At 69.9% G+C, this 12373-nt stretch carries 13 protein-coding genes; 10 read left to right on the forward strand and 3 right to left on the reverse strand.

The window, feature by feature from the left end:
- Window positions 1–107 precede the first annotated feature (107 nt).
- Together ICC28_RS02530 and leuA are read right to left on the reverse strand one after the other, a co-directional pair.
- Window positions 108–803: a TerB family tellurite resistance protein gene (locus ICC28_RS02530; protein WP_188286688.1), complete on the reverse strand. Its 696-nt coding sequence runs from the start codon at window positions 801–803 to the stop codon at window positions 108–110.
- Between the two features lie 229 nt (window positions 804–1032).
- Entirely contained in the window at window positions 1033–2763 is a 1731-nt protein-coding gene (gene leuA / locus ICC28_RS02535) for a 2-isopropylmalate synthase (protein WP_188286689.1), read from the reverse strand.
- Between the two features lie 348 nt (window positions 2764–3111).
- Between leuA and ICC28_RS02540 the strand changes: the two genes are divergently transcribed.
- The 9 genes from ICC28_RS02540 to ICC28_RS02580 all read left to right on the forward strand — a co-directional run bounded on the left by ICC28_RS02540 (window position 3112) and on the right by ICC28_RS02580 (window position 10893).
- Complete coding sequence (locus tag ICC28_RS02540; protein ID WP_188286690.1) at window positions 3112–4185, forward strand: M4 family metallopeptidase; 1074 nt, start codon at window positions 3112–3114, stop codon at window positions 4183–4185.
- 21 nt (window positions 4186–4206) lie between these two features.
- Entirely contained in the window at window positions 4207–4473 is a 267-nt protein-coding gene (locus tag ICC28_RS02545) for a protealysin inhibitor emfourin (protein ID WP_188286691.1), read from the forward strand.
- 71 nt (window positions 4474–4544) lie between these two features.
- Window positions 4545–5852 carry a GH1 family beta-glucosidase gene (locus ICC28_RS02550; protein ID WP_223188190.1) on the forward strand — a complete coding sequence of 436 codons (1308 nt, stop codon included), beginning with the start codon at window positions 4545–4547 and terminating at the stop codon, window positions 5850–5852.
- A gap of 802 nt (window positions 5853–6654) precedes the next feature.
- The gene (locus ICC28_RS02555) at window positions 6655–7722 is read left to right on the forward strand and encodes a PhoH family protein (protein ID WP_188286693.1); all 1068 of its coding nucleotides are present in this window, start codon (window positions 6655–6657) and stop codon (window positions 7720–7722) included.
- A 14-nt stretch (window positions 7723–7736) separates the two neighbouring features.
- Window positions 7737–8234 (forward strand): rRNA maturation RNase YbeY, encoded by a 498-nt coding sequence (gene ybeY, locus ICC28_RS02560; protein WP_188286694.1) that lies wholly within the window; start codon window positions 7737–7739, stop codon window positions 8232–8234.
- On the forward strand, window positions 8231–9529 hold the full coding sequence (locus ICC28_RS02565; protein WP_188286695.1) for a hemolysin family protein: 1299 nt from the start codon (window positions 8231–8233) through the stop codon (window positions 9527–9529). The genes ybeY and ICC28_RS02565 overlap by 4 nt, the downstream gene beginning before the upstream one ends.
- On the forward strand, window positions 9526–9885 hold the full coding sequence (locus tag ICC28_RS02570) for an MmcQ/YjbR family DNA-binding protein (RefSeq protein WP_188286696.1): 360 nt from the start codon (window positions 9526–9528) through the stop codon (window positions 9883–9885). The genes ICC28_RS02565 and ICC28_RS02570 overlap by 4 nt, the downstream gene beginning before the upstream one ends.
- A 23-nt stretch (window positions 9886–9908) precedes the next feature.
- Complete coding sequence (locus tag ICC28_RS02575; protein ID WP_188286697.1) at window positions 9909–10262, forward strand: cytidine deaminase; 354 nt, start codon at window positions 9909–9911, stop codon at window positions 10260–10262.
- Between the two features lie 154 nt (window positions 10263–10416).
- Entirely contained in the window at window positions 10417–10893 is a 477-nt protein-coding gene (locus ICC28_RS02580; protein WP_188286698.1) for a hypothetical protein, read from the forward strand.
- A 30-nt stretch (window positions 10894–10923) separates the two neighbouring features.
- Here ICC28_RS02580 and ICC28_RS02585 read toward each other — a convergent pair whose 3' ends face one another.
- Entirely contained in the window at window positions 10924–11262 is a 339-nt protein-coding gene (locus ICC28_RS02585; protein WP_188286699.1) for a P-II family nitrogen regulator, read from the reverse strand.
- 132 nt (window positions 11263–11394) lie between these two features.
- Here ICC28_RS02585 and era point away from each other — a divergent pair, with 132 nt between their 5' ends.
- Complete coding sequence (gene era / locus ICC28_RS02590; protein WP_188286700.1) at window positions 11395–12348, forward strand: GTPase Era; 954 nt, start codon at window positions 11395–11397, stop codon at window positions 12346–12348.
- The last annotated feature ends 25 nt before the right edge of the window (window positions 12349–12373 follow it).

Below are 12373 nucleotides of genomic sequence, written 5' to 3' on the forward strand. Positions count from 1 at the left end.
AGACTCCCGGCGGGAGGGGGCGGGTTCGTCGGGCGTGAGGGCGAGTTGCGGGGTACTGCCCGGGGTGACGGCGCGGGCGCGTTACTCCCGCGGGAGTAACGGCGGGATCAGGACGGCGTACGCGCCGCCGCCAGCAGTCGGGTCACGTCGTCGCCGCAGATGGTGAGGGCCGCGCCGACCGTGCTGAGGACCTCGCGTTCGGCGGGGGTGTAGGGGCCGTCGGCCAGGGCGATGCGGGCGCCCTGGAGGAGGATCGACTCGCGGCCGGCGGGGGCCAGGTGCGGGGCGAGGGGGTCCAGGGCCTCGTGCAGCTCTATGGCCAGGCCCGCACCGCAGGGCTCGCCGGTGATCCGGCCGGTGTCCGCGGCCAGCGCCTCGACCAGGGCGTCGAGCTGGTCCTCGGTGCAGTCGTCGAAGCCGGCCGCGCGGACCGTGGCCGCCGCCGACTCCAGCGCCGTACGGGCGCAGGAGCCGCTCGCGGCGAGCACCGCGAGGGCGACGGTGTGGACGGCGTCCCGGAGCATCGCGGAGAAGCGGGTGGTGGTCGGATGGTCGAGGACGTCGGCGCCGAAGTGGCGGCGGCACGCGGCGCACTCCACGACCGGCCCGGTCTCGCCGCGCGGCAGCACGGGCACCCCGAGCAGGGTGAAGCGGCGGCGTCCGGTCAGCCGCTGGTAGTTGCGGTCGCCTCCGCAGCCCGGGCAGAAGAACTCGCCGTCCCCGACGGTCGTCCACGCGGTGCGGGTCCCCAGAATGCGGGCAGGCCTCGCGGCACGGCCGTTTCGTCCCCGTCCTGGCAGCACGTCGCACCTCCGCGAAACCCCGCGGCAACATCGCCGCGCTTGCGTGATGTTAGCCACATACGGGAGCCGGAGTCAGCACCCCGGACGAGACCTTTCCGTGACCTGGGGGCGGATTGGCCGATATACGACGCGTTCCCCGCGCCCCAAAGGGGCGCGGGGAACTGCGCGACAAGCCACGACGCAGCGGCAGCCGCTCGACGGCCTGTCGAGGCACCCCCGTAGGCGAATCTCAGCGAGCCGCCCGGTTGACGGCGGAGACGACCGCCTTCAGCGAGGCCCGCGTCGTGTTCGCGTCGATGCCGATGCCCCACAGCACCTTGTCCCCGATCGCACACTCGATGTACGACGCGGCCTGCGCGGACGCGCCCTCGCTCATCGTGTGCTCCTGGTAGTCCAGCAGGCGTACGTCGATCCCGATGGACTGCAGGGCGTCGAAGAAGGCGGAGATCGGGCCGTTGCCCGAGCCGGTCAGGACGGTGTCCTGACCGTCCACCGTGGCCTCCACCTTCAGCGTGTCCACGCCGTCGGTGTCGGTGGTCGACTGGTTGTTCTTGACCTGAATCCGACCCCACGGGTTCTCGGGGTTGGGCAGGTACTCGTCCTGGAACACGGCCCAGATGTCGCCGCCGGTGACCTCGCCGCCCTCGGCGTCCGTCTTCGCCTGGATGATCTTCGAGAACTCGATCTGCATCCGGCGCGGCAGGTCCAGCTTGTGGTCGTTCTTCAGGACGTACGCGATACCGCCCTTGCCGGACTGCGAGTTGACCCGGATGACCGCCTCGTAGGAGCGGCCGACGTCCTTGGGGTCGATCGGCAGGTACGGCACCGCCCACTCGATGTCGTCGACGGTGACGCCCTTGGCCTTCGCGTCGGCCTCCATCGCGTCGAAGCCCTTCTTGATGGCGTCCTGGTGGGAGCCGGAGAAGGACGTGTAGACCAGGTCGCCCACGTACGGGTGGCGCGGGTGGACCTCCATCTGGTTGCAGTACTCCCACGTACGACGGATCTCGTCGATGTCGGAGAAGTCGATCTGCGGGTCGACGCCCTGCGAGAACAGGTTCATGCCCAGGGTGACCAGGTCGACGTTGCCGGTGCGCTCGCCCTGCCCGAACAGACAGCCCTCCACCCGGTCCGCGCCGGCCATCAACGCCAGCTCGGCCGCCGCCACCGCCGTACCGCGGTCGTTGTGCGGGTGGACGGAGATGCAGACGTGCTCGCGACGGGAGAGGTTGCGGCTCATCCACTCGAAGCGGTCCGCGTGCGTGGACGGGGTCGAACGCTCCACCGTGGCGGGCAGGTTGAGGATGATCTCGCGGCCCGGACCGGGCTGGTAGACGTCCATCACCGCCTCGCAGACCTCCAGCGCGAAGTCCAGCTCGGTGTCGGTGAAGATCTCGGGGCTGTACTGGTAGCCGAACTCCGTGCCACCAGCCTCCGGACCCAGCAGCTTCTCCGCGTACTCCATCACCAGACGGGTGCCGTCCACCGCGATCTGCTTGATGTCGTCCTTGGAGCCGCGGAACACCACCCGGCGGAAGACGGGCGCGGTGGCGTTGTACAGGTGGACGGTGGCCCGCTTGGCGCCCTTCAGGGACTCCACCGTGCGCTCGATCAGGTCCTCGCGGGCCTGGGTCAGTACGGAGATGGTGACGTCGTCGGGGATCGCGCCCGGCTCCTCGATGATGGAGCGCACGAAGTCGAAGTCGGTCTGGCCCGACGCCGGGAAGCCGACCTCGATCTCCTTGTAGCCCATCTTGACCAGCTGGTCGAACATCCGGCGCTTGCGCTCGGGCGACATCGGGTCGATCAGGGCCTGGTTGCCGTCACGCAGGTCCGTGGAGAGCCAGCGGGGGGCGGCGGTGATCCGCCGGTTCGGCCACGTGCGGTCGGGGATGTCGACCTGCTCGTACTGGCCGTACTTGTGGATCGGCATGGGGCTGGGCTGCTGGCGGTTCGCCATGATGCTTCGGGCTCCTCGTGTGTCCGGGAAAATCCCGGTGTCCGGAAGGACGGCCGACGACGCAACGCCAAAGCACCGCGGGGAGGGGGTCGGCCTCGACTACAGGCCCTCGCCGCGGCAGCTAAGGAGGAGCAGCCCGAAATGCATGATGCTCCGCATGCTAGCCGAGCCCTCTCCTGTGCGGCGGTGCGTATCAGTATGCGGGACCGGTGGGATAAATAGGGCGAGGGGTTACCAAAAGTGCGCCATACCACTCCGCGGGCAGGCGCTGGCTGTCTTGTCGGCACATTTCACCAATCATGGTTGCGGGTAGTGACAGCCACGTAACGCAGTGCAAGGGTGCCGGGCATGACGACCAACGGGGGCCACGAGCCCGTCTTCTGCACCGTCGTACCGCCCCACGTCCTCGACAAGCTCGCCCAGGCCGAGGACCCCGTGCTCGCCGGACCGGCCCGCCGGACCCTCCAGCGCGACGCCTACGAGCGCACCCACCGCCGGCTGACCACCGTCCTCGGCGCACCCTCCGTCGCCCCGCCCGTCGGAGCGGAGCCCGGCAGGCCGCGGCGCACGATCCACGACGCCCGGCACGGCACCGACCTGCCCGGCCACAAGGTCCGCGGCGAGGGCGAGGAACCCGGCAAGGACGCCACCGTCAACCGCGCCTACGCCGGACTCGGCGCCACCTTCGAGCTGTTCCTCACCGCCTACGAGTGCGACTCGATCGACGGCAACGGTCTGCCGCTCACCGCGACCGTGCACTACTCCAAGGACTACAACAACGCCTTCTGGAACGGCGAGCAGATGGTGTTCGGCGACGGAGACGGCGAGATCTTCCTCGACTTCACCATTCCCATCGACGTCATCGGGCACGAACTCGCCCACGGCGTCACGCAGTACACCGCGAACCTGACGTACTTCGGCCAGCCCGGCGCGCTCAACGAGTCGATGTCCGATGTCTTCGGCGCGCTCATCAAGCAGTACACGCTCGGGCAGACCGCGGCCGAGGCCGACTGGCTGATCGGCGCGGGGCTGCTGGCCCCGCGGGTGACGGGCAAGGCGCTGCGCTCCATGAAGGAGCCGGGCACGGCCTACGACGACGACGTCCTCGGCAAGGACCCGCAGCCCGCGACCATGGACGACTACGTCCGCACCGGCCGCGACAACGGCGGCGTCCACATCAACTCCGGCATCCCCAACCACGCGTTCTACCTCGCGGCGACCGCCCTCGGCGGCCACGCCTGGGAGCGCGCGGGGCAGATCTGGTACGACGTGCTGACGGGGGGCGAGCTGAAGTCCCAGGCCCTGTTCGTCGACTTCGCCACGCTGACCGTCGCCGCCGCGCGGGCACGGTACGGCGACGGCAGCGAGGAGTTCCAGGCCGTTTCGAAGGCCTGGGAGCAGGTCGGGGTGCGCACCCTCTGAATCCGTACTAGACATTTCCCCATGCGTATTCAGGTGAGGCGCACAGGCGGATTCGCGGGCATCGAGCGGCATGCCGAGGTGGAGACCTCGGGGCGGGCCGACGCGTCCGAGTGGCACGCGCTGGCCGAGAAGGCGGTCGCGGCGGGCCGGGGGACGCCGCCCGTCGGGGTGCCGGACGGGTTCAGCTACCAGATCACGGTGGACGGGAAGACGGTGTACTGCTCGGATCCCCGGCTCACCGAGGAGCAGCGGAAGCTGATCACGAAGGTGCTGAAGGAAGGCGCGTAGGGAAAGCGCGTAACCGGTTCTTCACGCCGGGGCGTTGACTTCCGTTACCGGTGGTACGGATGATCCGGCGCATGGCGACTGATCCGATACCCCGGTTCCCCGACGGCTTCCTGTGGGGCGTTTCGACCTCGGCCCATCAGATCGAGGGCGCGGCGGAGCTTCGGGAGCCGTCCGTGTGGGATGTCTTCACCGGCCTTGAGGGGCGGGTGAAGGACGGCTCCACCGCCGCGGTCGCCTGCGACCACTACCACCGGTACCGGGAGGACGTGGGGCTGCTGGCGGAGCTGGGCGTGTCCGCGTACCGCTTCTCCGTGTCGTGGCCCCGGGTCCGGTCCGCGGGCGGTCTCGACTTCTACGACCGGTTGGTGGACGAGCTGTGCGCGGCGGGCGTCCGTCCGGTTCCGACCCTGTTCCACTGGGACCTGCCGGTCGGTCTTGACTGGCTGGACCGGGACACGGCCGCGCGGTTCGCGGAGTACGTGTCGGTGGTCGCCGACCGTCTCGGCGACCGTGTGAAGAAGTGGATCACCATCAACGAGCCTGCCGAGCACACCCTGTTCGGGCACGCGCTCGGCGCCCACGCGCCCGGTGAGCAGCTGATGTTCGACGCGCTGCCGGCTGCCCACCACCAGCTGCTGGCCCACGGTCTGGCGGTGCAGGCGTTGCGCGCGGCCGGGGCCGGTGACGTCGGGATCGCCAACTCGCACGGGCCGACGTGGGCCGCGTCGCGGGGGGCGGCGGACGTGGAGGCGGCCGACTTCTACGACCTGCTGCTGAACAGGATGTTCGCGGATCCGGTGCTGCTGGGTGAATACCCTTCGGGGATAGGCGAGTTGATGCCGGGCGACGTCGCGGCCGACTTGAAGGTCATCGGGGAGCCCTTGGACTTCTACGGCATCAACTACTACGCCCCGACCAAGGTGGGCGCCCCGCAGGGCACGGACATCGAGTTCGGCGGCATGACCATTCCGGCGGAACTCCCCTTCTCCGTAAGGGAGATCGAGGACGTCCCGGTGACGGACTTCGGCTGGCCGGTGGTCCCGGAGGCCCTGACGGAACTGCTCACCGGTTTCCGCGAACGCTACGGCGACCGGTTGCCGCCCATCGTCATCACCGAGAACGGCTGCTCGTACGAGGGTGTGGACGACCAGGCCCGGATCACCTACCTGGACGGCCACATCCGCGCCCTGCACCGAGCGACGGAGGCCGGAGTCGACGTCCGCGGCTACTTCGTCTGGTCCCTCCTCGACAACTTCGAGTGGGCGGAGGGCTACGCCCAGCGCTTCGGCCTGGTCCACGTGGATTTCTCCTCCTCCCTCGAACGAACTCCCAAGGCGTCGTACCACTGGTTCCGCGAGCAACTCCGCGCCCAACCCTGACGGAATGCCTGCGGCGGCCTGCCCGGGTGCGGTGGGGGTGCGCGTAGCGCCTGGGGCGGGTGGGTGAGTCGGGGCCGCGCCGGGGGGTATCCGTCCTCGGTCCGGCGCCCCGCACACCTACAGGTCCCCCACGTCAACGCCGGCCGCTGCGGGCGGACACCCCCCGACACGTCCCCTCCCCGCCGCGCGCGACCGCGGCCCCGTCCACCTTGCGGTAAGGGCGCGTCCGTCAACCGGTCCGCCGTCCGAGGACGAGACGAACACCGTCCCGAACCCCCACCACCCACCCGCGAGGGCTGCCCCGGGGCCTCCTACCGCCACCGGTCGCTACATCCAGCCCGTCCGCCGTTTGAGGACGAGACGAACACCATCCCGAACCCCCACCCACCCGCGAGGGCTGCCCCCGAGGCCTCCTACCACCGCCGGTCGCTATAGCCAGCCCGTCCGGCGTTTGAGGACGAGGCCCCTTCAGGGCCGATGGGGGTCCGGGGGCGGAGCCCCCGGGTGGGGTGCAGGGGCGGAGCCCCGTGGGGGTCCGGGGGCGGAGCCCCCGGGTGGGGTGCAGGGGCGGAGCCCCGTGGGGGTCCGGGGGCGGAGCACCCTGGCGGGGTTGAAGGGGCGGCAGCCCCTGGGGACGGGACGGGTAGGGGCGGCGGGGGCGAGATCTGGCTTGGGCGGGTGCGGGGCCGCGGGAAAAGGCCTACGACGTTGTCAGTCGCCCGGCGTACCCTTGAAACCGCCAGGCCGCCCCCGTGGCGGGCACCGTTTCGAGGAGGACGAGCAAGGCCTACAGAGCCGGCCCATGACTCAGACACCCACAGATCGCACACCCGCGCAGGGGCAGGCGAGAGCAGAGTTCACCGTCCCCGCCCAGCACCCCATGGTGACCGTACTGGGGTCCGGCGACTCCCTGCTGCGCGTGATCGAGAAGGCCTTCCCGGCGGTCGACATCCACGTCCGGGGCAACGAGATCAGCGCGGTCGGCGACACCGGGGAAGTCGCCCTCATCCAGCGCCTGTTCGACGAGATGATGCTGGTGCTCCGCACCGGACAGCCGATGACGGAGGACGCAGTGGAACGCTCGATCGCCATGCTCAGGGCGAGCGAGAACGGCGAGGGGGCTCCCGAGACCCCGGCCGAGGTGCTCACCCAGAACATCCTGTCGTCGAGAGGCCGCACGATCCGGCCCAAGACGCTCAACCAGAAGCGGTACGTCGACGCGATCGACAAGCACACGATCGTCTTCGGCATCGGCCCCGCCGGTACCGGCAAGACCTACCTCGCGATGGCCAAGGCCGTGCAGGCCCTGCAGTCGAAGCAGGTCAACCGCATCATCCTGACCCGCCCGGCGGTGGAGGCGGGAGAGCGGCTCGGCTTCCTGCCCGGCACGCTCTACGAGAAGATCGACCCGTACCTGCGTCCGCTGTACGACGCCCTGCACGACATGCTGGACCCGGACTCGATCCCGCGGCTGATGGCGGCGGGGACCATCGAGGTGGCGCCGCTGGCGTACATGCGCGGTCGCACGCTTAATGACGCCTTCATCATCCTGGACGAGGCCCAGAACACCAGCCCCGAGCAGATGAAGATGTTCCTCACGCGGCTCGGGTTCGACTCGAAGATCGTGATCACGGGTGATGTGACGCAGGTGGACCTGCCGAACGGCACGAAGTCGGGTCTGCGGCAGGTGCAGGACATTCTGGAGGGTGTGGACGACGTGCACTTCTCCCGGCTGTCGTCCCACGATGTCGTACGGCACAAGCTCGTCGGCCGTATCGTCGACGCGTACGAGCAGTACGACAGCGAGCACGGCACCGAGAACGGCACGCACAAGGGCGGCCGGGCGAAGTCCGCGCGCAAGGGGAAGTAGACAAGCACAGCGTCATGTCGATCGACGTCAACAACGAGTCCGGAACCGAGGTCGACGAGCAGGCGATCCTCGACATCGCCCGTTACGCACTCGCGCGGATGCGCATCCACCCGCTCTCCGAGCTCTCGGTGATCGTCGTGGACGCCGACGCCATGGAGCAGCTGCACATCCAGTGGATGGACCTGCCCGGGCCGACCGATGTCATGTCCTTCCCGATGGACGAGCTGCGGCCGCCGTCGAAGGACGACGACGAGCCGCCGCAGGGGCTGCTCGGGGACATCGTGCTGTGCCCGGAGGTCGCCAAGAAGCAGGGGGACGAGGCGCCCACCCGGCACTCCATGGACGAGGAGCTCCAGTTGCTCACCGTCCACGGAGTGCTGCACCTCCTCGGCTACGACCACGAGGAGCCGGACGAGAAGGCCGAGATGTTCGGCCTCCAGGCGGCCATCGTGGACGGCTGGCGCGCGGAGAAGGGCCTGACCGGCCCCTCGCCCGCTCCGACCGTGTCATGAGCCCGCAACTGGTCCTCGGCGCGGTCGCCCTGATCGTCGTCGCCTGGCTCGCCGCCTGCGCGGAGGCGGGCCTGGCACGCGTCTCCAGCTTCCGCGCCGAGGAGGCCGTACGGTCGGGGCGGCGGGGCAGCGAGAAGCTGGCCCAGGTGGCCGCCGACCCCACCCGCTATCTGAACGTGGCGCTGCTGGTGCGCGTGGCCTGCGAGATGGCGGCCGCCGCCCTGGTGACGTACGCGTGTCTGCGGTCGGTCGACGGGACCACGCAGGCGCTGCTCGCCGCGATCGGCGTGATGGTGCTGGTCAGCTATGTCGCGGTCGGTGTCTCGCCGCGCACCATCGGGCGCCAGCATCCGCTGAACACGGCGACGGCGGCCGCGTACGTGCTGCTGCCGCTGGCCCGGGTGATGGGTCCGGTCCCGTCGCTGCTGATCCTCATCGGCAACGCCCTCACCCCCGGCAAGGGCTTCCGCCGGGGTCCCTTCGCCTCCGAGGCCGAGTTGCGCGCGCTGGTCGACCTGGCCGAGAAGGAGTCGCTCATCGAGGACGAGGAGCGCCGCATGGTGCACTCGGTCTTCGAGCTGGGGGACACGCTGGTGCGGGAGGTGATGGTGCCGCGGACGGATCTCGTCGTCATCGAGCGGTACAAGACCATCCGGCAGGCGCTGACGCTGGCGCTCAGGTCGGGTTTCTCGCGCATCCCCGTCACCGGGGAGAGCGAGGACGACATCGTCGGGATCGTGTATCTCAAGGACCTGGCCCGCAAGACGCACATCAGCCGGGACGCCGAGAGCGAGCTGGTGTCCACGGCGATGCGGCCTGCGGCCTTCGTGCCGGACACCAAGAACGCCGGCGATCTGCTGCGCGAGATGCAGAAGGACCGTACGCACGTGGCCGTCGTCATCGACGAGTACGGCGGCACGGCGGGCATCGTCACCATCGAGGACATCCTCGAGGAGATCGTCGGTGAGATCACCGACGAGTACGACCGTGAGCTGCCGCCGGTGGAGGAGCTGGGCGAGGACCGCTACCGGGTCACCGCCCGCCTGGACATCACCGACCTGGGCGAGCTGTACGGCCTGGACGAGTACGACGACGAGGACGTGGAGACGGTCGGCGGGCTGCTGGCGAAGGCGTTGGGGCGGGTGCCCATCGCCGGGGCGTCGTCCGTGGTCGGGCTGCCCGACGGCCGGGAGCTGCGGCTGACGGCGGAGGCCGCGGCGGGCCGCCGGAACAAGATAGTGACCGTGCTGGTGGAGCCGGTGGGGAACCGGAAGGAAGACGTGGAGGACGGGTGACCCCGGGTGAGCTGCGTGACTTCTGTCTGTCGTTCAACGCGGCGGAGGAGGATTTTCCGTTCTCCCCGGAGGTCTCCGTGTTCAAGGTGCGGGGCAAGATGTTCGCGCTGAGCTGGCTCGGTGCCCGGCCCCTGAAGGTCAATCTCAAGTGCGACCCGGAGGACGCGGTCCGGCTGCGTGGCGAGTACGAGGGGCTGATCGCCCCCGGCTATCACATGAACAAGCGGCACTGGAACACGGTCACCGTCGACGGCGGTCTCCCGGACCGGCTGGTCAGGGAGCTGATCGAGGACTCCTACGATCTGGTGGTGGCCGGTCTGCCGCGGGCCGAGCGGCTCCGCCTGGACCGGCCCTGATCGCCACTTCGTATGCTTCCGGCATGACCGAGAGCAACGCGCTTGACCCCGATGACCGCAAGATCGTCACCCTGGCCCGTTCCGCGCGGGCGCGCAACGGTGTGCCGGAGGGTGCCGCCGTACGGGACGAGACGGGACGTACGTATGTCGCCGGGACCGTGGCGCTGGAGTCGCTGCGGCTGAGTGCCCTGCGGACGGCCGTGGCGATGGCCGTGGCGTCCGGGGCGAAGTCGCTGGAGGCGGCGGCGGTCGTGACGGAGGCGGAGTCGGTGGCGGCCGAGGACCTGGCGGCCGTACGGGATCTGGGCGGGGCGGGGACGCCGGTGCTGCTGGCCGGGCCCGACGGTGCGGTGCGGCTGACGGTTCCCGCGGAGTAGTCCGGAATTCATCCTTGCCGGGTTCCGTCTCTCGCGCATCAATGGAAACGTAAGTTCCGACGGACCGTCAGATTCGGCCCTCCCGCAGTGTGTCCGCACCCACCTGCCGAGGACGGGCCGTCGGTCCCCCACACCCGAAGGGATCCGGAACCCCATGAGAGGCACTCGCTCAGGCACCGGTGCGGCACTCGCGGCCGGGGCGCTCGCCCTGGCCGGGCTCGTCTTCGCACCGGCCGCCGTCGCCGTCGCCCCCACGACGGCGACGATCGAGGCGGACTGCGGCTTCTTCGGCGGCGGTGAGGCCACGCTCACCGCCACCCAGGACGGCACCGCCGCCACCATGACCCTCACCTCCTCCGCGATCACCGCGCCCGTCGGGCTCGGGGAGGACTCCATCGACTCCGCGCTGACCCTGGTGAACGCGGGCGGCGGCACCGTCGTCTTCTCCGGCACGGAGAACCCGGCGATGGAGGCCGGCGACCCCGTCCAGGTCGGCCCCCTCGACGGCACCGTGGCCTCCGGCGACAGCCTGGAGGCCTACGGCGGCTCGCTGACGATGACCGTCTTCGGCATCACCATCACGTGCACGGCGACCGGGCCGCAGTCGCCGGGCCCGTTCGTCTTCGACTGAGCCGCGGCCGGTCGGGGCGAGCGCGGTTCCTCAGAGCGCGTCGGGGCCGCGCTCGCCCGTCCGGACCCGTACGACGGTCTCGACGGGCAGCGCCCAGACCTTGCCGTCGCCGATCTTGCCGGTCTGCGCGGCCTTCACGATCGCCTCGATGACGGCGTCGCTGTCCGCGTCCTCGACGACGACCTCGATCCGGACCTTGGGCACCAGGTCGACCCGGTACTCGGCGCCGCGGTACACCTCGGTGTGGCCGCGCTGGCGGCCGTAGCCGCTGGCCTCGGTCACGGTCAGACCGTGCACGCCGATCTCCTGGAGGGCCGACTTCACCTCGTCGAGGCGGTAGGGCTTGACGATCGCGGTGATGAGCTTCATGCCTGGCTCTCGACTTCCGGATGAAGGGGGCGGACGGGGCGGCGGTGGGGATCGGGACGCCGTGATCGTATGCCGTCCCGGTGTCCTGGGCCATGGCGGCCACAGCGCTGTGAATCAGGGACAATGAACGCCATGAGCGTTCGTAGTCAGTCATCCCAGCAGCCGGCCGAGGAACTCCACCGGGCCGGCTTCGCCTGCTTCGTGGGGCGACCCAACGCGGGCAAGTCCACCCTCACGAACGCTCTGGTCGGGCAGAAGGTGGCGATCACCGCCAACCAGCCGCAGACCACCCGGCACACCGTGCGCGGCATCGTGCACCGCGAGGACGCCCAGCTGATCCTGGTCGACACCCCTGGCCTGCACAAGCCGCGCACGCTGCTGGGCGAGCGGCTGAACGACGTGGTGCGCACCACGTGGGCCGAGGTGGATGTGATCGGGTTCTGTCTGCCGGCGAACGAGAAGATCGGCCCCGGTGACCGGTTCATCGCCAAGGAGCTGGCGGGGATCAGGAAGACGCCGAAGGTCGCGATCGTCACCAAGACGGACCTGGTGGACTCCAAGGCCCTGGCCGAGCAGCTGATCGCGATCGACCAGTTGGGCAAGGAGCTGGGGATCACCTGGGCGGAGATCGTGCCGGTGTCGGCGACCGCGGGCAAGCAGGTGGACCTGCTGGCGGACCTGCTGGTCCCGCTGCTGCCGGAGGGCCCGGCGCTGTATCCCGAGGGCGACCTGACCGACGAGCCGGAGCAGGTCATGATCGCCGAGCTGATCCGTGAGGCGGCGCTGGAGGGCGTGCGCGACGAGCTGCCGCACTCCATCGCGGTGGTGGTCGAGGAGATGCTGCCGCGCGAGGACCGGCCCGCGGACAAGCCCCTGCTGGACATCCATGCCAATGTCTACATCGAGCGCCCCAGCCAGAAGGGCATCATCATCGGCCCCAAGGGCAAGCGGCTGAAGGACGTGGGCATCAAGTCCCGCAAGCAGATCGAGGCGCTGCTGGGGACGCCGGTCTTCCTGGACCTGCATGTGAAGGTCGCGAAGGACTGGCAGCGCGATCCGAAGCAGTTGCGGCGACTGGGCTTCTGAGAGACGTCACGAAGCGCTTCAGGAC

Source organism: Streptomyces sp. TRM68416, from assembly GCF_014596915.1.
Lineage (GTDB): Bacteria > Actinomycetota > Actinomycetes > Streptomycetales > Streptomycetaceae > Streptomyces.